The sequence below is a fragment of the Nonomuraea sp. NPDC003201 genome (assembly GCF_053590415.1).
Genome location: NZ_JBSFTC010000227.1, coordinates 1 through 19,722 on the forward strand (window position 1 = coordinate 1; position 19,722 = coordinate 19,722).

The following is a 19,722-nucleotide window of genomic DNA, read 5'->3' on the forward strand; positions in this document are numbered from 1 at the left end:
GTCCGCCCGTCGCCCGCCGCGGCCCAGCGGCTGCCCATGTTGCCGTCGACGGCGTCGGCAGCGGGGCCGCCCTCGTTCGCACTGGCGGTGACCGACGCGACGGGCAGTGCGGTGGCGGTCTTTCCCGCCTGCCGGAAGTGCACCTGGTAGGCAGGGCCGTAGACCTTCTGGCGGTTGGCGTCGAGCTTGAAGGTCGTCACGGTGGCCGTGCCCGGGATCGCGGTCGCCCGGGTGACGGTCGCGTAGGTGCCGCTCGGCGTCAGGGGGACGACCTTGGGCGGGGTGGTGGTGTTCGCGGGCAGGGTGATGTCGTAGCGGTAGCGCCGCGGATCGAATCCGGCCAGGTGGCCGGCGCCGATCATGATGTCGGTCAGGGCCGTCGGGCCGGTCGCGCCCGGCGTCCAGGAGGCCAGCGGGGTTACCGCCGGGGTGTCGGTGGGCGGCTTCTGCCCCGCGGCGAGGGGAACCATCCGCATCGCCACCGTGGTGGTCCCGGCCGCGGTCAGCTGGATCGCGAGGGTTCGTGAGCCGGGCTGGCGGCTCTGGCCGGTGGGGTCGGGGCTGTCCGGCAAGGGCCGGGAGTCCCCGATGAGCAGCCGCCCGTCGGTGGTGAGCAGTTGGACCCAGAGCCGCTGTCCGCCGCGGTAGAGGGTGGCCGACCGTCCGTCGGTGGCCACCACGACGTCGGCGCGGGTGTGCAGGAACGACCAGTAACCGATCGGTTCGCTCGTCTTCACCTCGTCCTGGAGCAGCACCTGCCGCCGGTCGTCGAACAGCTGCAGGCCGCGCTGGGCGCGTTGCACCCGGCCGCCGTAGAGGCCGGTGAGGTCGGTGATCTCGTACCACTTCTGGGGCGTCGAGCTGACGGTGGTGATCGGAGCGCCGACGGTCAGCGCGGTGGACGGGGTGGGCCCGGTGCCGAGCCGCATCGTGTTCTGGCCCTCGGGACGGGTCACGTAGTAGTCCCATCGGCCGCCGGTGTCCTTGGTCCAGTCGAAGTACCCCGGGAGGCCGTAGCTGTCGAGGCCGAGGTCGTCGAACCAGCGCACGCCCGCGGCGTCGAGGACGAAGTCTCCGGCGTCGAGGTTCTCGTGGGCGGCGATCTGGTCGTACCCGGCGCGCATGCCCTTGGTGGCGACGGAGACCGCGTAAGGGTCGTCCCAGGCGCTGCGGGCGGTGGCGATCTCGACGCCGTCGAAGAAGGCGTCGGTCGCCGCCGGATGGCCGGCGCCGCCGGCGTCGGCCGGGTCGTACCAGAGGATGTCCATCGGGCTGGCCGAGCGGTCGGCGAGCCGCGCCTGCCAGGCCATGTAGTACGGCTTGCCGTAGCGGGTGGCGAGCCACATCATGAACGGCGCCTGCCAGGTCGGGGTGACCGCGCCGAGCAGGTCGGTTCCGCCGTCGCCGTAGTTGAAGGTCAGGCCGGTCGCGCCGGTCACGTGGATGCCGTAGTCGCCGGTGCCGGCGAGGCCGGGCAGGTCGGACAGGCCGAAGTCGGTGCCGGTCGCGGTCTTCATGGCGGCGAGGTAGAGGACGAGGTACTCGGTGGCGTACTGCCAGTACTGCGGACTCTCGCCGCTGCCGCCGTCCGGGCCGTAGCCGCTGATCCCGTTCTGGATCGACGTGATGCTCGCCTTGAGCACCTGGTCGACGACGCCGCGCTCGTCGGCGGTCAGGCCCGGGTCGTCGCCGATGGCCAGCGCCCCGAGCGCGACCGCGTTGCAGACGAGGTTCCAGTTGTGGTTCTGGGTGTAGAAGCTGGTGGCGTACCCGTAGCGGACGAGGGCCGGCCGCAGGGCCTTGGTGACGATGGCGGAGCGGATCGTGGCCTTGTCACTCGCCGACAGATAGTCGTAGAGCCAGTCGTAGCCGATCGCGACGCTGTTGGACAGCTCTCCGACCTCCAGGAACTGTTCCTTGTCCCAGGCCGGGGCGGAGGAGAGGGCGACGAGTTCGCGCGCCGCGCGTTCGGCGTACCGGGTCTCGCCGGTGATCCGGTAGACGAGCGCGAGGGCGTAGACGCGGCGTTTCGCCTCGTCGATGACGGAGGTCGACAGGGCGGTCGGCGGCGAGGTGGCGAGGACGCCGTCCGCGCCGGCCTTGACCTGGGCATACCAGGCCTTGAGCCGGGTGTCGGTGCCGATGCGCCGGGCGGCGGCGCTGAACGTCTGCGCGGTCGCCAGGAGGCGGGGGTGCTGCGGCGTCAGCAGCGCGACGACGCTGGCCGGAGGCTGGACGGGATCGGCGTACGCGGGCGTGTCCACCGCCGCCAGGGTCGTCAACGTGGCGAGGGTCAGGACGAGGGCGGCGGCGCCCGCGCGGAGCCGGGCGGCGGTTGTGCTCAAGGACGGCACGGCACAGCCTTCTCTCTTCGATGGAGTTGCCCCCATGCGTCTGCGGTGGGTCAGTGGTTGGCCGCGTGCTGCTCGGCGAGTTCCTTGGCGATCGCGTCGCCGCCCTGGGACTTCCACTGCGAGACGGCCCCGCTCCAGTCCGACACCGGGCGCTTGCCCGTGATGATCGCGTTGGTCACGTCGGTGATCTGCTGGTTGAGCTTCGTGCCCTGCGCGGCCTGGGTCGGCGAGACCAGGCCGTAGGACGGGTCGCCGACGCCGATGGGGACGATCTCCTGCTGGGCCTGGTAGCTGCGGCGGGTGGCGTCGGCGTTGCCGGGCAGGTAGAGCACGTACGGAGCGGCCGCGATGTACTGCAGGGGCAGGTTCGTCTTGTTCTCGCCGCCGGTGGTGGCCAGCGCGGTGGGCAACGGGTCGCCGTCGGCACCGGTGGTGAAGTGCACCCCGGCGACACCGTAGTTGATCAGCTCGTACTCCTTGCTGCCGAACGGCGCGGCCAGGAAGTTCAGCACTCGCAGCAGCATCTTGATGCGCTCCGGCGAGGCCTTCTTCAGGGCGGTGAAGCCGCCGCGGCCGCTGTTCGAGAACACCCCGTTGCCCAGCCACGGAGTCGGGTCGTCGCCGTACGGGCGGACGAAGTCGACCGTGAAGGCGTCGCCGACCCCGGAGACCATTCCCGGGTAGCCGCCGATGCCGCCGCCCAGGGTCAGCGTCGTGCCGTTCATGAAGAACGTGTTCGCCTGGGTCGCCTGGGTGCTCAGCAGGTCCGGGTAGAAGTAGCCCTTGGCGTACCAGTCGCGCAGCCGCTGCAGCACCTCCGGGTAGACCGGGTTCTCGTAACGGCTGGTGAACGCGCCGTCGGCGAGCACCCAGTTGCTGGGGACACCGGCCGCGCCGAGGTGGATGTTCTCGCTGAAGTTGTTGCCGCCCAGCGGGAACTGCTTGGCGGTGGCGAGCTTGGCCAAGCCCTCGGCGAACTGGGCCGTGGACACGCCGAGCCCCATCTTGATGCCGGCCCCCTCGAGTTTCTCCCTGTTGCCGAACGTCACGCCGGCGAGCTGGGGCCGGGGCACCGGGACGCCGTACAGGCGGCCGCCGATCCGGCCGACGTTCTGCCATGAGATCGTCGGCAGGTTGGCCAGGTTCGGGTAGTCCTTGATCGCGTCACCGGAGATGAACTCGGTCAGATCGGCACACTTGGCCTGGGTGAACTGCAGTGCGTTGGACATCGCCAGGTCGATGGTGGCGATGATGTCAGGCAGGTCGCCGCCGGCCATCATGGTGGCGTACTTGGCGTTGAGGTCGGCCGCCGGGACGAGGGTGAGGCGCAGGTCCACCCCGAGTGCCTCGTTGATCGCGGTCCACAGCTTGTTGCTCGCGGCCGGGGACGGCGCCGTGCCGTAGGTGATGACCATGCAGGTGACGACCGAGCCGTCGCCCGGCTTGCCGTCGACGGTCTGGGCCAGTTTCTGTGGATAGGTCAGGAAGGCGTCCTGGACGCCTTGGGCGGTGCCAGGCAGGTCTGGCTTCACCAGGTTGATCGGGGTGTAGGTGGGGAGCGGGGCGAGACCCTTGCCCGCGTTGCCCACCGATGTGGCCGAGCCGTCGCCGCAGGCGGCGAGGCCGGGTATGGCGGAGGCGAGCGCGACGCCGCCGGTCAGTCTGAGCAGCGATCTCCGGGTGATGTCCATGGCAAGCGCTTTCCCTTCCGGGTGGGTTGTGCGGTCCGCGCTGGGCGCGGAAGGGTGTGCAGGGGGGTGGGCCGTCGGGCCAGGTCAGCCCTTGATCGCGCCGGTGAGCACGCCTTTGGTGAAGAAGCGCTGCACGAGCGGATAGACCGCGAGAATCGGCAGCACCGCGACCACGACGGTGGCCATGGTCGTGGTCTGTGGGGCGACGCTGGCCCCGGCACCGGCCGCGATCGACGTGTCGGGGTTGGCCCCGAGCATGACGATCTGCCGCAGCATCGGCTGCAGCGGCCAGGTGGACTGGTCGTCGAGGTAGAGCATGGCGTTGAAGAAGCTGTTCCAGTAGCCGACCGCGTAGTAGAAGCCGACCACCGCGATGATCGCCTTGGACAGCGGAAGTACGACGTGCCACAGCACGCGGCCGTCGCCGGCGCCGTCGATGCGGGCGCTCTCCGACAGGTGGGCCGGCAGGCCCTGGAAGTAGCCCCGCATGATGACCAGGTTGAAGGAGCTGATCAGCACCGGGGCGATCAGCGCCGCGTAGTGGTTGCGCAGGTCCAGGTTGCTGACGACCAGGAAGCTGGGGATGATCGCCGGCGGGAACAGGAAGGTGAGCAGGACGCCCAGCATGATCGGCTTGCCGCCGAAGACGTTCGGCCGGGCCAGCGCGTACGCCATCAGCACGGTGGCGGTGAGGCTCACCGCGGTGCCCACGATCGTGACCACGGCGGAGACGAGCACCGCGTGCGAGATCACCCCGGAGCCGAACAGCCGCCGGTACGCGTCCAGCGTCACCTGCTCGGGCCAGATCGACCAGCCGCCGTTGCGGATCACCTGCAGGTCGGGCGACAGGCTGGTGGCGACGACCACCCAGAACGGGATGATCACCAGCGCCACCGTGATCGTCACCGCGACGGCCTTCGCCGCCTTGGTGCTCGGCCGGGGCGGCTCCATCCAGACCGGACGTGTCATCGGTAGACTCCTTCCTCGCCAAGCCGGTGCGCGACCTTGTTGGCCACGACGATCAGGACCAGGCCGACGAGGCCCTTGAAGATGCCGGCCAGGGCGGCCGGTCCCCAGCTGCCGTTGACCACCCCGTGGTAGTAGGTGTAGGTGTCCAGGACCTCCGCGACGCCGGGGGAGAACCCGTCGCGCTGCAGCAGGACCTGGTCGAAGCCGACGCTCAGGATGTCGCCCAGTCGCAGGATCAGCAGCAGGACGAGGACGGGTCGCAGGGACGGCAGGGTCACGTGCCACAGCCGCCGGCCCCACCCCGCGCCGTCGATCGCGGATGCCTCGTAGAGTTGATCGTCGACGTTGTGCAGGGCGGCCAGCACGATGATCGTGCCCCAGCCGCAGTCCTTCCAGATCAGCTCGGCGATCATCAGCGGCTTGAACAACGACGGCTCGCTGAAGACGTTGACCAGGTGGTAGCCGTTGTCGGCGAACAGCCCGTTGAGGACGCCCGCCGCACCGAGCAGTTGCTGGAACAGCGCGACGACGATCACCCATGAGATGAAATGGGGCAGGTAGACGATGCTCTGGACCGCCTTGCGCACCCACCCCCGGGTCAGGCTGTGCAGCAGCAGCGCCAGGGCCACCGGCACCGGGAAATAGAAGATCAGTTGCAGCGTGGCGAGGCTGACGGTGTTGACCGCCGCCTGCCAGAAGTCGGGGTCGGCGAACAGCGTCCGGACGTTGTCCAGGCCGACCCAGGGGCTGTTGGCGATGCCCGCGAACGGCAGGTAGTCCTGGAAGACGATGACGTTGCCCAGCAGAGCGACGTAGTGGAACACCAGGAAGTACAGCACTCCCGGTGCCATCATGAGCAGCAATAAGCGGCTACGGCGCAGCCGCTGCCGCCGGCCGCCGCGCCGGCGCGCGGACTCGGCCGCGCCGGTGGGCGGATCGTCCGTCCGCCGGTCAGCGAGGGTGACGGCCACGTTGCCTCCTGGAAACAGCTACGTAATGGCGCTTGGTCCTCGGCACGTTAAAAGGGTTTCACTCGTACGTCAAGACCCACACTTCGCAAACAGGCAGATAGAGTCGCTCCCCTGGACCGGCCGCGAGGGCACGGGCTAGGCTCTGGAGTAAACCCTTTTAACAAAGCGTGGAACCGCGCACGGAGGTAGAGAACGGCATGGAGAACAGGCGGGCGAGCATCCGCGACGTGGCGGCCCGGGCGGGCGTCTCGGTGTCCACCGTGTCACGCATCCTCAACGGCAGTTATCCACCGGCGCCGGAAACCCGCGACAAGGTCATGCGCGCGGTCCGCGACCTCGCCTACGTCGCCAATCCGCACGCCCGCGCGCTGATCCACCAGGAGACCGGCACGATCGCCATCGTGGTCCGGATGCTCGACGACGGCTTTCTCATGAGCCTGGTCCAGAGCATCGCCAACACCCTCGCCGACGCCGGGCGGTTCTGCCTGATCGGCACCACCGGCGGCGACCCCGATCGCGAGCTGCAGGTGCTGCGGCAGATGAGCGCCCAGCACGCGCAGGCCATCGTCCTCATCGGCGCCGTCACAGAAAGCCCGGAATACGTGCGCGAGACCAGCGCCTTCGCCGCCTCCCTCGCGCAGACCGGCTCACGTCTGGTGCTGTGCGCCCGCCCCCCGCTCGGCCCGGACGTACCCGCCGGCGTGGTCGAGTACGACAACGAGGGCGGTGCCTACGCCGCGACCAGTCACCTGCTGTCGCGCGGCCACCGCCGCATCCTGCTCCTGAGCGGCCAGCAGGACCACAGCACCACGGTGCGGCGGCGGGACGGATACCGCCGCGCCCTGGCCGACCTCGGCGGCGACCTCGACCCCGGGCTGGAGGCGGGCCCCGCGTGGAGCCGCGAGACCGGCTACGCCCGCATGCGCGACATCCTGCGGGCCGGGCCGCCGGACTTCACCGCCGTGTTCGCCCACACCGACCACGTCGCGAGCGGCGTCCTGCAAGCCCTGCGAGAGGCAGGGCTGCGCACGCCCGAGGACATCTCGGTCGTGGGGTTCGACGACGCCACCTTCGCCGCCGATCTCGGACTGACCACCGTGCACATTCCCGCCCGGGAGCTGGGCCGGCTCGCCGCCACGATGGCGATGGCGCCGGACACCGTCGACCCGCGGGTCGTGCTCGGCACTCACGTCGTCGTACGGGACAGCGTCGCGATCGCAGCCACCACCGCATAGGAGCATGATGACCCGCCGGCCCGTGACAGCACTGGTCATGTCCGAACCCACCATCCGCCAGCTTTTCGATGAGGCACGATTCGAGCGACTACACACCCTCGCCCGGCTCGACCGCCCCGAAGCGCTGACCGAGCTCGGCTCACCGTCGAGCCGCGCCCGGCTCCGCGAGATCGAAGTCATGATCACCGGTTGGGGGTGTCCGCTCCTGACCGGCGAGGTCCTCGATGCCGCTCCCCGGCTGCGCGCCGTGCTGCACGCGGCCGGCACCGTGAAGACGCATCTGACCGACGCCTCCTGCTGGGAACGCGGAATCCTCGTCACCTCCGCGGCCAACGCCAACGCGGTGCCGGTCGCCGAGTACACCCTCGCCGCGATCCTGCACAGCGGCAAACGCGTGAGCGCCTTCGCCGAGGCGTACCGGCGGCGGGGAGCCGACGCCACGTGGCGGGAACGGGTGGCCGCCGGGTCGAACTACGGCGGCGTCGTCGGCATCGTCGGCCTGTCGCACACCGGCCGGCGGGTGGCACGCCTGCTGCAGGCCTTCGACCGCACCGTGCTCGTGAGCGACCCCTACGCCACCGAGGCGGACGCCGAGGACCTCGGCACGACCCTCGTGCCACTGCCCGACCTGCTGCGCCGCAGCGACATCGTGACCCTGCACGCGCCGTCACTGCCCGAGACCCGCAACCTGCTGGACGCCGACCGCCTGGCCCTGCTTCCCGACCACGCCACGGTCATCAACACCGCCCGGGGCAGCCTGATCGACACCGACGCGCTCACCGCCGAATGCGTGAGCGGGCGGCTCAGCGCGATCCTCGACGTCACCGACCCCGAACCGCTGCCGGTCGACTCACCGCTGTTCGGGCTGCCCAACGTGCAGCTCACGCCGCACATCGCCGGAGCCATGGGCACGGAGGTCCATCGCCTCGCCGAGGCCGCCCTCGACGAACTCGAGCGGTACGCGAAGGGGCTGCCGCCGGCGTACCCGATCCACATGCGCGACCTCGCCCGCATCGCCTAGAAATCCCGGTACGGACATTCTCGCGTGACAACGCCCTTCCGCGCCGGCCGACCGGTGTCCGTACCGGAACTGGGCTCTCTTCCCGCGTAACGGTCAGCCGGCCAGCGCCGCGGCGATCCGGTCCTCCGCCCAGGGCACCATGAGGAAGCCGCGTTTGACCGTCAGCACCTGCACGCCCGCCGTCCACGACTGGATGCCGGGCACGGAGGCCAGCGTGCGCGAGGTGAAGTGGTGGATGTCGGCCGTGGTCGGCACGATCACCTCGCAGATCAGGGACGTCTGGCCCAGCAGGGAGGCGATCATCCGCACGCCGCGCTCGTTCGCGAGCCGCTCGGCGACGGCGTCCTGCATGCTGGGCTCGACCGACAGCCAGAAGAGCAGCTCCGCCTCGTAGCCGAGCGCGGCGGCCGGGATGAACGTGGCCGTGATGGCGCAGCCGCGCTCGACCATGGCCTCGAAGCGCCGCCTGGCCGTGCTCTCGCTGATGCCCAGCCGGTTGCCGACCGACTGGAAGCTGGCCCGCCCGTCCTCGCGCATCGCCGCCAGCACGGCGCGGTCGACGTCGTCGAGGTGCCCGCGCTCGCAGGTGTGCAGGGGCGGCTCCAGCGCGAACGGCGCCGCCTGCTCCCCGACCACGGGGACGCTCCAGTCGTAGCTGCGCTTGTAGGTGTGCAGCACGAGGTCGGCGACGCTCTGCTGGGTGCCGGGGATGGCGTGCACGACGTCGACCAGCATCGAGTACAGGTCGCGGTCCTTGGGCGCGACGAGCTCGAAGACGATGTCGTAGCCGCCGGTGACGATGGAGACGTACCGGATGTCGGGGTTCTTGGCCAGCAGCCCGGCGACCCTGAGCTGGCTGCCGGGCGCGCACGACAGCCGCACGATGAACACGTGCACGGGCCCGTCGTGCTCCAGGTGCGGCAGCACCGCCACGCGGGCCAGGCCCGCGGCGAACAGGTGCTGGGCCCGCCGCGCCACCGTGCTGGTGGAGATGCCCAGCAACTGGGCGATGTCGGTCCAGCTCGCCCTGCCGTTCACGTGGAGCGCGGCGAGGATCTTCCGGTCGAGGTCGTCGAGATCTTCCATCGGGGGCATCATCGCGTGTTCAGCGCCGCCCGCGCACCTTGTCGAGGAAGTCGCGGACGGTCGTCTCCCACAGCTCGGCCTCCTCGACCTGCGGAGAGTGGCCGGACTTCTCGAAGACGCGCAGCTCAGCCTGGGGGATGAGGCGGGCGATGGTCTCGCTGCACTCGACCGGCGTGATCCAGTCGTGCCTGCCGACGGTCACCAGGACCGGGGCCGTGATGCCGGGCAGCAGGTGCTTGATGTCGTAGTTCGGCTGGTTGACGGCGAAGGCGTGGTTGTGGGTGAGGTAGTGGTACGGGGTGGCGGCCACGCGCTGCTCGACCTTGGCCGGGTCGTAGTCGTGGTCGTAGAGCGGCAGGATCTCCCGCCAGCAGTCCTTCAGGTCCGCGTCGTCGCGGACGGTGCCGGACATGATCCGATCCAGCTTGGCCGGGTCGATCCGCACCCGGGACGAGGCGGCGGCGTTGCGGGTGGCCAGCTCCTGGTTGGCGTTGTCGGCCGAGGTGTCGCGCAGCACGACGGCGCTGACGCGGTCAGGGTGGCGGGCGGCGTACTCCATGGCGATGAAGCCGCCGTACGAGCCGCCGGCGATCACGATGCGCTCGGCGCCGAGCCATTCGCGCAGGCCCTCGACGTCGGCGACCCACTGCTCGTGCGTGAACGGCCCGTTCTGTCCGCTCCTGCCCGATCCTCTGGCGTCGAAGACGACCACCCGGTAGGCGTCGGCGAGCCGGCCGAAGCTGGCCTTCGGCTCGGCGAGCGAGCCGAGCCCCGGGGCGCCGTGGTGGGCGATGATCGTCTCCTCGCCGTCGCCGAGGACCTCGACGTTCAGGGGGTTGCCGTTGATGTCGACGAACACGTGTCTGCCTTTCAGATGATGACGTCGGTGAGCTCGCGCGGGTACGCCGTGAGCCGGCGCGGCCCCGACCCGGTGACCAGGACGGTGTCGGAGATGCGGTAACCGGCGTGCCCCGGCACGTACACGCCGGGCTCGCTGGACAGGATCATGCCGGGGGCCAGCTCGGTGCTGTCGCCGTCGGACAGCCACGGGGGCTCGTGGAAGCCGAGCCCGATGCCGTGCCCCTGCCGGTGGCGGATGTACTCGCCCAGCCCGGCCCCCTCGATCACCGCCAGGCAGCGGCGGTTGGCCTCCTCGCAGGTCAGGCCCGCGATCAGGGCCTCGGTGCCGGTCTCCTGGGCCTCGCGGACGGTCTCGTAGTAGCGGGCCTGCCGCGTGGTGGGCTCGCCGATCACGAACGTGCGCTCGCTCTCGACGAACCGGCCGCCGACCGCGCAGCCGAGCGAGAGCATGAACGTCTCTCCCGCCCGCAGCCGGTCGCCGCCCGGCAGCCGGTGCGGCTGGGCCGAGTTGGGACCGCCGTAGACGAGGCCGCCGGTGAGCATGGGGACCACGACGACGTCCTGGTGCCTGGCGTACATGAGGCGGGCGCCGTGGGCGATGACGTGGGAGGCCAGCTCCGTCTCGGCGGGCAGCTCGCCGCCGGCTTCGACGGCCGCCCTGACCAGCTCGACGCCGGCCTCCAACATGGCGTCGGCGATGCGCGCGGCCTCCTCGTGCAGCGTGATCTCCTCGGGCGTCTTGCGCAGCCGGACCCGGCCGACGGCCTCGCAGGTGCTCCAGCGGGTGCCGGGGAACGCCTCGGCCAGGGCCTGGGCGCGGGCGACACTGGTGGAGGGTGCGTACGCGGCGGTCGCGGGCCGGCGTACGTGGTCGGCGAGCACCGCGAACGGCGGGCGGCGGCCGGGAAACTCGGGATAGGCCACGATCTCGGCGCGGGCCCGCTGGTCCTGGGCGTACTCGCGTTCGAGGTCCGGCACGAGCAGGACCGGGTCGCCGTCGAGCGGCAGCCAGCAGGCGACCGGGCGCTCGTTCGGGAAGTGGTGGAAGCCGGTGAGGTAGGCGACGTCGAGCGGGTCGTCGAGCAGCAGCGCCGACAGGTCCTCCGCGGCCATCTCCGCGCGGACGCGGTCGAGCGCGCCGGCGTAGAAGGCGTCGGGGAGCCGCTGGCTGAAGGTCATGAGTCGCTCCTGTGGTTGCGGGCGTCGTTGTAGGCCACGGACAGCAGCGTCGTGGACAGGACGAGCAGCAAGATGGCCAGCGACGGGAAGAGCGTGGTCCACCAGGCGGAGGCGAGCGAGCCGGACTGCTGCGCCTTGTGCAGGATCGTCCCCCACGACCAGCTGTTGGGGTCGCCCAGGCCGAGGAAGGAGAGCCCGGCCTCGGCGAGCACGGCGCGGGAGGTGGTCAGCACGACCGACACGCCGACGACGGGGATGACACCGGGCAGCAGGTGCTTGCGGACGATCCACAGCGACGAGCCGCCGACGACCTTGGCCGCCGACACGAACGGCATGGGGACGATCGCCAGCGCCTGCGAGCGGACCACGCGGGCCACCTCGGGCCAGCTGAACAGCGCGATGACCACGGCCAGCGTGCGCACGCTCGGCCCGGCCAGCGCCGCCACCAGGATCATCAGCGGCAGCACGGGCAGCGACAGCGACAGGTCCACCAGCACGCCGAGCGGCGTGTCGAGGCGGCGGAAGTAGGCGGCGCTGACGCCGATGAGCAGGCCGATCACGATGGCCAGCACGGAGGCGCTGACGCCGACCGCCATGCTGACCCGGGTGCCCCACACGACCTGGGCGAACACGTCCTGCCCGATGTCGTCGGTGCCGAACCAGTGGGCGGCCGACGGCGGCTGGGAGGTGTCGGCGCCGTACCCCTCGGGGAAGGGCGCGATCAGCGGCGCGAGAACAGCGACCAGTGCCAGCAGCACCAGCACGACGCCGCTGGCCAGGCCGAGCGGGTTGCGGCGGAACGCGCTCCAGGTCCGCTGCCTGGGCGTGAGCTCGATGGCGGCTGCGGTCATGAGGTGCGCACCCTGGGGTCGAGGATTCCGTAGGCCACGTCGGTGATCAGGTTGGCGGCCACGACGGCCGCCGCGAGCAGCACGAACGCGCCCTGCAGCACGGGGAAGTCGAGCTGGCCGACCGCCTCGTAGATGGCGCGGCCGATGCCCGGGTAGGCGTAGATCGTCTCGGTCAGCACCGCGCCGCCGACCAGGGTGCCGAGCTGGAGCCCGGCGATGGTGGTGGTCGGCAGCAGCGCGTTGCGCAGGGCGTGCTTCCACACGACCTTCCCCGGGCGGACACCCTTGGCCTTGGCCAGTGCGACGTAGTCCTCGCCGAGCGCGTCGATGAGCGTGGTGCGCATGGTGAGCACGTAGCCGCCCAGCTGGATGAGGACCAGCGACAGGCACGGCAGCACCAGGTGGTGCAGCATGCTGAGCGTGGCGCCGAAGCCGGTGGCGTCGAGGTCGACCGCGCCGCCGATGGGGAACCAGCCGAGCCAGACCCCCAGGACGTACATGAGGAAGATCCCGATGCTCGGCACGAACAGCGACTGCGCGGTGACGCCGGTGACCTGGATCAGGCGGTCCAGCCACCCCTTGGCCTTGGTGGCGGCGAGCACGCCGAGCGGGATGCCCAGCGCGATCGTCACCACCATGGCCGAGACCGTCAGGATCAGCGTCCACGGCAGCCGCTCCATCAGCACGGTCGTGACAGGGACCGACTGACGGAACGACATGCCGAGGTTGCCTTGCAGGAGCTGGCCGAGGTAGTCGACGTACTGCGCGCCGAGCGACTTGTCCAGGCCGAAGTCGGCCAGGAGCTTCTGGCGCAGCTCCTCGGTCATGTTCGGGTCGGCCACGGCCAGCACCGGGTCGCCCGGCAGCAGGCGCACCAGGAAGAACGTGACCGTGACCGCGAACCACAGGGTGAGCAGGCCGCGGGCCAGTCGCAGGCCGATGAACCGCATGGCGATCAGCCCGCCGGCTTGGCCGCGGCGAGGGAGAGCGGGTTCAGGATGGACAGCAGCTCGCTGGGCATCGGCTTGAACCCGGTCCACTTCGTGGAGTGCGCGATGTTGAACGTCTCCACGTACAGGACGTTGTCGTAGACCTGGTCGTGGATGATCCGCGCGGCCTCCTGGATCGGCGCCTTGGCGTCGGCGGGGCTGAGCGCCCGCTGCGCCTGGTCGATCAGGTCGTCCAGCTTGGGGTCGCTGACCTGGGCGTAGTTGATGAACCCGCCGGTCTTGAAGGCCAGCCCGAGGTTCGCGGGCGGGTTGTCCATGACGGCCCACGAGCCGGCGTAGATGTCGAAGTCGCGCTTGAGCGTCTTGTCCAGGTACGTGTTGCGCTCCAGGCCCTGCAGCTTGATCGTGATCCCGGCCTTCTTCGCCGAGTCGCGGACCATGGGGGCCCAGCGGGCGATGTTCGGGTCGGCCTGGTCGTAGATCATGCTCAGGCTGAGGTCGGTCGCCCCGGCCTCGGCCAGCAGCTTCTTGGACTGCTCCGGGTCGAAGACGTACTCCTTCGAGGACGGGTCCACGTAGTCGGGCAGCGACGGGGTGAGCACGCTGGAGTTGGAGGACTTGGCGAAGCCCTTGAGCGCGATGTTCCTGATGGCCTCGTAGTCGACGGCCTGCGCGAGCGCCTGCCGGACGCGGACGTCGTCGAGCGGCTTGCGCTTGGTGTTGTACTGCAGGTGCGCCCAGCCCAGCGACGGGATCTGCTGCAGCGTGACCTTCGGGTCGTTCTTCAGCTCGGTCGCGGTGGCGGGCGGCAGCACGTTGCCGATCAGGTCGATCTCGCCGTTGCGCAGCGCGAGGACCTCGGTGTTCACGTCGGGGAAGACCCGGAAGACGATCTCCTTGACGGCGGGCGTGCCGGGGCCGAAGCCGTCCACGCGCTGCATGATGTAGCGCTGGCCGCGCTCGACCTTGGTGAGCTTGAACGGCCCCGCGCTCACCCAGTCGGCGTCGTTGGCGAACTTCTGCACGCTGGGCGCCTTCTCGAAGACGTGCTTGGGCACGACCGGCAGCCAGAAGCCGACGTTGTCGAGGAACGTGCCGTCGGGGCGCTTGAGGGAGAATCGCACCTCGGTCGGCGAGACGGCCTCGGCCTTGTCCAGCGCGGTGATGAGCCCGGCGACCACGCCGAACTTCTCCTTCTGCACCGTCGTCACCGAGAACACCACGTCGTCGGCGGTGACCGGCTTGCCGTCGGACCACTTCATGTCGTCGCGCAGCTTCACCGTGGCGGTCTTGCCGTCGTCGGAGTAGGACCACTCGGTGGCCAGGTACGGGACGCGCTTGCCCGACTCGTCCATCTGGGTCAGGTGCGGGTACATGAGGTTGGTGACCCACGAGTCGGTACGGCTGTTGCCGACCAGGGGGTTGTAGTTGACCACGTCGGCGGTCGTGCCGATGGTCAGCCGGTCGGCGTTGGCCGGCGGCGCGCTCTGGGACGACGACGACTGTCCCGGCACGCTCGGGGCGCAGGCCGCCGTCGCGATCGCCAGCGCGGCGAAGACGAGGATGGAGCGTCTCATCAGAACCAGACCTCTTCCAGCACACGCATGACGTTGCCGCCGATGACCTTGGTGATCTCGTCGTCGGAGTAGTCGTGGGCGACGAGCCACGAGATGATGTTCCAGAAGCACTCGGCCGGGTTCTCCAGGCCGTCCACGTAGGCGACCTTCTCGTACGGGGTGCCCGCGTGCGCCTCGTTGAGCGACAGGTGCTCGGCGAAGGTGTCGTGCAGCCCCACGTGGTCGCCGAACAGCGTGTCGGGGCCGAAGGCGACGTGATCGATGCCGACGAGGTCCACGCAGTAGGTGAAGTGGTCCATGACCGACTCCAGGCTGTGGCGGGGGTGGCCGGGGGAGAGCGTGGTGTGCGGGGCCGCCTCCAGCCCGATCACGCCACCGCGCTCGGCCGCCGCCTTGATGACGGAGTCCGGCTTCATCCGGTTCGTCGGCCAGACCGAACGGGCGCCCGCGTGGGTGATGAGGATCGGCTTGGCGGAGTGGCGGATCGTGTCGAGCGAGGTCTGGTCGCCCGAGTGGGAGACGTCGATGGCGATGCCGAGCTTGTTCATGCGGCGCACGGCCTTCTCACCGAACAGGGTCAGGCCGCCGTCGCCGCGCTCCTTCAGGCCGCTGCCCAGGGTGTTGGCCTCGCTGTAGGCGATGCCCATCTGGCGGACGCCGAAGCCGTACAGCATGTCGATCCTGTCGACCTCGTTCTCGATCATCGTGGCCGCCTCGAGAGCGAGCACGAGGCCCATGCGGCCGCCGGCGTGCGCCTCGCGCACGTCGGCCAGGCGCTCGACCTTGATGAGGAAGTCCTGGTGGGCCAGGTCCGACAGGCGCATGCCGATGTCGGCGATCACGTCGTTCCACTTCCAGCCCGCCTGGCTGGTGATGCAGCAGGTGCCGTCCATGAGGTTGTCGAAGACGACCGTCATGCCGGAGCGGGCCAGGCCGGCGTAGCCGGTGTGGTGGCGGGCGGTGCGGTTGTAGTCGACGGTCTGGCCGATGTCGTCGGGGAAGATCGACGGGTGGTCGTGCAGCGACACGACCAGGCTGTCGACGAGCAGGCGGCGGACGCGCTCGGTCTGCTCGGGGGAGAGCTCGGGCCCCTGGTACGCCGGAACCCTGCCGAACTCGGGCGCCAGGTCGAATTCCCGGTAGTCGACGCCCGCTTCCAGGTACTCGTAGGAACGGTAACCCTTATAGCTCTTCGCGGCTTCCAGCACTGGCAATCCCTTTCATCCGATTTCGAGGAAGCTTGCCAGGATCGGGCGTGAAAGGCAATATGAGAGTTGTTTTTCGGCAAGTTCGGCTAAGTCAACGCCAAGTTTCGTCACATCTGAGAAAGGGGTGCAGTGAGCGAGGCACCCGTCCTGGAGATCCGCGACCTCCACGTCACCTTCACCGCCCACGGACGCGAGGTCCCCGCGGTGCGGGGCGTGGACCTGACCATCGAACGCGGCCAGACACTGGCGCTGCTGGGCGAGTCGGGGTCGGGCAAATCCGTCACCGCCAAGGCCGTCATGGGACTGCTCGACGGCCCGAACGTCCGGGTGCGCTCCGCGGCGGCCCGGCTCGGCGGCCGGGACCTGACGGCGATGTCCGCCGAGCAGCGCCGTGCCCTGCGCGGCAGCGCGATGACGCTGGTCTTCCAGGACGCCCTGTCGGCGCTCAATCCGGTGCTCAGCGTCGGTGACCAGGTCGGGGAGCTGTTCCGGGTGCACCGGGGCGCCTCGCGCAAGCTGGCCAGGGCCCGCGCGGTCGAACTGCTCGACCTGGTGGGCATCCCGGCCGCCGCCACGCGCGTGGACGACTACCCGCACCAGTTCTCCGGCGGCATGCGCCAGCGCATCCTCGTGGCCATGGCCGTGGCGCTCGAACCCGACCTGATCATCGCCGACGAGCCGACGACCGCGCTGGACGTGACCGTCCAGGCGCAGATCCTGGAGCTCATCGACCGGCTGCGGCGCGAGCTGGGCACCGCCGTGCTGCTCATCACCCACGACCTGGGGGTGGCGGCCGAGGTCAGCGACCGGGTGGCGGTGATGTACGCCGGGCGCATCGTGGAGAGCGGCGAGGTCGGCGAGCTGTACGACCTGCCGGCCCATCCCTACACCGACGCGCTGCTGGCCGCCATCCCCGACCTGGACAGCCCCGCCGCGTCGCTGCGTGCCATCCCCGGGGCGCCGCCGAGCCCGGCGAGCGTACCGCCCGGGTGCTCCTTCGCGCCGCGCTGCGCGCGGGCGAGCGAGGTGTGCTCGACCACGCGCCCGGAACTGACGTTGCTGCCGACCGGCACCGGCCGGTACGCCGCCTGCCACCACTCGGAGGAGATGCTCGATGCCGCCCGCGTCTGACCAGCCCGCGTCTGACCAGCCCGTCTTGCAGGCCGTCGGGCTGCACAAGACCTACCGCGGCGGGATGCTGTCCAGGGGCGGGGCCGTGCGCGCGGTCGCGGGCGTGGACCTGGAGCTGCGTGCCGGCGAGACCCTGGGCATCGTCGGCGAGTCGGGCTGCGGCAAGTCCACGCTGGCCCGCATGCTCGTCGGCCTCGAACGCCCTGACCAGGGCGAGGTCACCTTCCGCGGCCGGCCGTTCTTCGCCCGCGGCGGCGTGCCGCGCGACATCAGGCGGCGCGTCCAGATGGTCTTCCAGGACCCGCTGACCTCCCTGAACCCCCGCATGACGGTGCATGACATCGTCGCCGAGCCGCTGCGGGTGCACCGGCTGTGCCCGGACGCGCGCGCCATGCGGGAGCGGGTCGGCGAGCTGCTGGAGCTGGTGGGACTGTCCCCCGACCGGATGAACCGGTTCCCGCACGAGTTCTCCGGCGGGCAGCGGCAGCGGATCGGCATCGCCCGCGCGCTGGCCACCGAACCGGACGTGATCGTGTGCGACGAGCCGGTGTCGGCGCTGGACATGTCGGTGCAGGCGCAGGTGGTCAACCTCTTCGCCGAGCTGCAGCGCACGCTCGGTGTGGCGCTGGTGTTCATCGCCCACGACCTGGCCGTGGTGCGGCACGTGTCGCACCGGGTCGGCGTGATGTACCTCGGGCGGCTGGCCGAGGTCGGGCCCGCGGCCGGGGTGTACGGGGAGCCGGCGCACCCGTACACGATGGCGTTGCTCTCCGCGGCGCCCGTGCCGAAGCCCCGGCTGCGCGGCCGGCAGCGGATCATGCTGGCGGGCGACCCGCCGAGCCCCGTCGCGCCGCCACCCGGATGCCGCTTCCACACGCGCTGCTGGAAGGCGACCGAGCGGTGCGCCGAGGTCGAGCCCGTGCTGGAGGCGGTCGGCGACCACTACGCCGCCTGCCACCACGCCGAACGGGCGGCCGGCTGAGTCCGCACGCCGGTCGAGTTGCGGCCGAGCGTGTGACCGGCCTTCGGGTAGAAGAACGTGCGGACCGCGTCGAGCCGCTCGGTGGGCACATAGCCCCCCGCGGCGGTGCGGTGGCAGTCGGTCCACTCGTTGTCGCCGGGGGTCAGCACGAACGGGTCGTCGAAGGTGCCGAACAGGCCCTGGCCGCCTTCGGTCACTCCTCGACGGCGATGGCCAGGGCAGGGCAGACCAGGGCGGCCTGCCGCACGTCCGCCAGCCGCTCGGGCGACGGGTCGTCGTTCAGCAGGACCACGACCCCGTCCTCGTCCCGCTGGTCGAACACGTCGTCGGCGGCCAGGACGCACTGCCCGGACGCGACGCACTTGTCCTGTTTGATGATGATCTTCACGATGTCCTCCTCGGTCACCAGGTGACGGGCAGCTCGTAGGCCCCGTAGACGAACCCGTCGTGCTTGAACGGGATCTGCTCCAGCTCGGCGGCGAGCGCCAGGGTGGGGATCCGCCGCAGGAGGGCGGGGTAGGCGACCTGCAGCTCCATCCGCGCCAGCGGCTGTCCCAGGCACTGGTGCACCCCGTACCCGAAGGTCACGTGCAGCCGGGGGTTGCGCTGGAGGTCCAGCCGGTCCGGGTCGGGGAAGACGGACGGGTCGCGGTTGGCGGTCTCGTTGACCGTGATGATGCCCTCACCGGCCCGGATGACCTGGCCGGCGATCTCGATGTCCTCCAGCGCCACCCTGCGCAGCCCGCCGTGGGTGATCGTGAGGTAGCGCAGCAGCTCCTCGACCGCCGAGGCGATCAGCTTCGGGTCGTCGCTCTCGCGGAGGAGGGCGAGCTGGCCGGGGTCCCGCAGCAGGGCCAGGGTGCCCAGCGTGATCATGTTCGCGGTGGTCTCGTGGCCGGCGAACAGCATCAGCACGCCCATGCGGGCCGCCTCCTGCCGGGACAGCTCACCGGCCTTGACCCGCTCGACCAGCCCGGACAGCAGGTCGTCGCCGGGCTTGGCGAGCTTCTCGCCGATCAGCCCGTCCAGGTACTCGGCCAGCCGGTGCTGGGCCTGCCCGCGCTCCTCCGCGGTCGAGTTGCGGTTGATGATGGTCCTGCTGTTGGCCTGGAAGAACTCGTGGTCGTCGTACGGGACTCCGAGCAGGTTGGAGATCACCAGCGAGGGCAACGGCAGCGCGAACGCCTCGACGAGGTCGGCGGGCTTCGGGCCGGCGAGCAGCCGGTCGATCAGCTCGTCCGCGATCTCCTGCGTGGCCGGGCGCATCGCCTCCACCCGCTTGACCGTGAACGCGGAGGTCGCCATCCGCCGCAGGCGGGCATGCTCGGGATCGTCCATCATGATGAAGCCGAGGCTCGCCGAGCCCGCCTTGGCCATGCTGTCCATCGTCGCGGCCTCCGCCGGGGAGAGCCGGGGGAGGCCGCGCGCGGGCTCGACGCTGACCTTGGGGTTACCGAGTACGGCGCGGTGCTCGGCGTGGCCGGTCACCAGCCACGCGGTGCTGCCGTCCCACAGCCGGACCCGGGCCAGCGGGCCCTCCTCCTGCCGCGGCCCCCTAGCGGGCGCCCGGGCGAGGGGGCACTTGGCCGATGTGGGGTTTTGGTTCTCCGGGTTTGTGGTGACTGTTTTGTCCAGGTAAGCGTTTAAATAGACCTT

18 protein-coding genes are annotated in these 19,722 nt (G+C 70.5%); 4 read left to right on the plus strand and 14 right to left on the minus strand.

Going from position 1 to position 19,722, the window contains the following annotated elements; genetic code table 11:
* The 4 genes from ACWDX9_RS45190 to ACWDX9_RS45205 form a co-directional block, all read right to left on the minus strand.
* A partial coding sequence (locus tag ACWDX9_RS45190; protein ID WP_449966187.1) for a DUF4962 domain-containing protein occupies nucleotides 1-2,345 on the minus strand: 2,345 nt, incomplete at its 3' end.
* A gap of 59 nt (nucleotides 2,346-2,404) precedes the next feature.
* Nucleotides 2,405-4,045 carry an extracellular solute-binding protein gene (locus ACWDX9_RS45195; RefSeq protein WP_449966190.1) on the minus strand — a complete coding sequence of 547 codons (1,641 nt, stop codon included), beginning with the start codon at nucleotides 4,043-4,045 and terminating at the stop codon, nucleotides 2,405-2,407.
* Between the two features lie 84 nt (nucleotides 4,046-4,129).
* Nucleotides 4,130-5,014: a carbohydrate ABC transporter permease gene (locus ACWDX9_RS45200; RefSeq protein ID WP_449966193.1), complete on the minus strand. Its 885-nt coding sequence runs from the start codon at nucleotides 5,012-5,014 to the stop codon at nucleotides 4,130-4,132.
* Nucleotides 5,011-5,985, minus strand: a complete 975-nt coding sequence (locus ACWDX9_RS45205; protein ID WP_449966196.1) for an ABC transporter permease — start codon at nucleotides 5,983-5,985, stop codon at nucleotides 5,011-5,013. The genes ACWDX9_RS45200 and ACWDX9_RS45205 overlap by 4 nt, the downstream gene beginning before the upstream one ends.
* Before the next feature lie 197 nt (nucleotides 5,986-6,182).
* Here ACWDX9_RS45205 and ACWDX9_RS45210 point away from each other — a divergent pair, with 197 nt between their 5' ends.
* Nucleotides 6,183-7,220 (plus strand): LacI family DNA-binding transcriptional regulator, encoded by a 1,038-nt coding sequence (locus ACWDX9_RS45210; protein ID WP_449966199.1) that lies wholly within the window; start codon nucleotides 6,183-6,185, stop codon nucleotides 7,218-7,220.
* A 37-nt stretch (nucleotides 7,221-7,257) separates the two neighbouring features.
* Complete coding sequence (locus ACWDX9_RS45215; RefSeq protein WP_449966201.1) at nucleotides 7,258-8,241, plus strand: hydroxyacid dehydrogenase; 984 nt, start codon at nucleotides 7,258-7,260, stop codon at nucleotides 8,239-8,241.
* Nucleotides 8,242-8,334: 93 nt separating this feature from the next.
* On the opposite strand, the gene ACWDX9_RS45220 is transcribed toward ACWDX9_RS45215, so the two are convergent.
* The 7 genes from ACWDX9_RS45220 to ACWDX9_RS45250 are packed head-to-tail and all read right to left on the minus strand — an operon-like array spanning nucleotide 8,335 to nucleotide 15,953.
* The gene (locus tag ACWDX9_RS45220) at nucleotides 8,335-9,327 is read right to left on the minus strand and encodes an Lrp/AsnC family transcriptional regulator (protein WP_355197038.1); all 993 of its coding nucleotides are present in this window, start codon (nucleotides 9,325-9,327) and stop codon (nucleotides 8,335-8,337) included.
* A 19-nt stretch (nucleotides 9,328-9,346) separates the two neighbouring features.
* Nucleotides 9,347-10,186 (minus strand): alpha/beta fold hydrolase, encoded by an 840-nt coding sequence (locus ACWDX9_RS45225; protein ID WP_363968072.1) that lies wholly within the window; start codon nucleotides 10,184-10,186, stop codon nucleotides 9,347-9,349.
* 11 nt (nucleotides 10,187-10,197) lie between these two features.
* Nucleotides 10,198-11,367 (minus strand): M24 family metallopeptidase, encoded by a 1,170-nt coding sequence (locus tag ACWDX9_RS45230; protein ID WP_449966205.1) that lies wholly within the window; start codon nucleotides 11,365-11,367, stop codon nucleotides 10,198-10,200.
* Nucleotides 11,364-12,218, minus strand: coding sequence for an ABC transporter permease (locus tag ACWDX9_RS45235; protein WP_449966208.1), 855 nt, complete (start codon nucleotides 12,216-12,218; stop codon nucleotides 11,364-11,366). Before ACWDX9_RS45235 ends, ACWDX9_RS45230 begins: the two co-directional genes overlap by 4 nt.
* Nucleotides 12,215-13,168 (minus strand): ABC transporter permease, encoded by a 954-nt coding sequence (locus ACWDX9_RS45240; RefSeq protein WP_449966212.1) that lies wholly within the window; start codon nucleotides 13,166-13,168, stop codon nucleotides 12,215-12,217. The genes ACWDX9_RS45235 and ACWDX9_RS45240 overlap by 4 nt, the downstream gene beginning before the upstream one ends.
* Before the next feature lie 5 nt (nucleotides 13,169-13,173).
* Nucleotides 13,174-14,745, minus strand: a complete 1,572-nt coding sequence (locus tag ACWDX9_RS45245) for an ABC transporter substrate-binding protein (RefSeq protein ID WP_449966214.1) — start codon at nucleotides 14,743-14,745, stop codon at nucleotides 13,174-13,176.
* A complete protein-coding gene (locus ACWDX9_RS45250; RefSeq protein WP_449966217.1) occupies nucleotides 14,745-15,953 on the minus strand; it encodes a dipeptidase in 1,209 nt (402 codons plus the stop codon). Before ACWDX9_RS45250 ends, ACWDX9_RS45245 begins: the two co-directional genes overlap by 1 nt.
* A 129-nt stretch (nucleotides 15,954-16,082) precedes the next feature.
* Between ACWDX9_RS45250 and ACWDX9_RS45255 the strand changes: the two genes are divergently transcribed.
* Nucleotides 16,083-17,084 carry an ABC transporter ATP-binding protein gene (locus tag ACWDX9_RS45255; RefSeq protein ID WP_449966220.1) on the plus strand — a complete coding sequence of 334 codons (1,002 nt, stop codon included), beginning with the start codon at nucleotides 16,083-16,085 and terminating at the stop codon, nucleotides 17,082-17,084.
* Entirely contained in the window at nucleotides 17,068-18,066 is a 999-nt protein-coding gene (locus ACWDX9_RS45260) for an ABC transporter ATP-binding protein (RefSeq protein WP_449966222.1), read from the plus strand. The genes ACWDX9_RS45255 and ACWDX9_RS45260 overlap by 17 nt, the downstream gene beginning before the upstream one ends.
* Here ACWDX9_RS45260 and ACWDX9_RS45265 read toward each other — a convergent pair.
* From ACWDX9_RS45265 to ACWDX9_RS45275, 3 genes are all read right to left on the minus strand, one after another.
* Nucleotides 18,027-18,263, minus strand: a complete 237-nt coding sequence (locus ACWDX9_RS45265) for a hypothetical protein (protein WP_449966225.1) — start codon at nucleotides 18,261-18,263, stop codon at nucleotides 18,027-18,029. The genes ACWDX9_RS45260 and ACWDX9_RS45265 overlap by 40 nt on opposite strands.
* Nucleotides 18,260-18,454 carry a ferredoxin gene (locus tag ACWDX9_RS45270; protein ID WP_449966228.1) on the minus strand — a complete coding sequence of 65 codons (195 nt, stop codon included), beginning with the start codon at nucleotides 18,452-18,454 and terminating at the stop codon, nucleotides 18,260-18,262. Before ACWDX9_RS45270 ends, ACWDX9_RS45265 begins: the two co-directional genes overlap by 4 nt.
* A 14-nt stretch (nucleotides 18,455-18,468) precedes the next feature.
* Nucleotides 18,469-19,722: cytochrome P450 (locus ACWDX9_RS45275; RefSeq protein ID WP_449966231.1), on the minus strand; the 1,254-nt coding region annotated here is incomplete at its 5' end.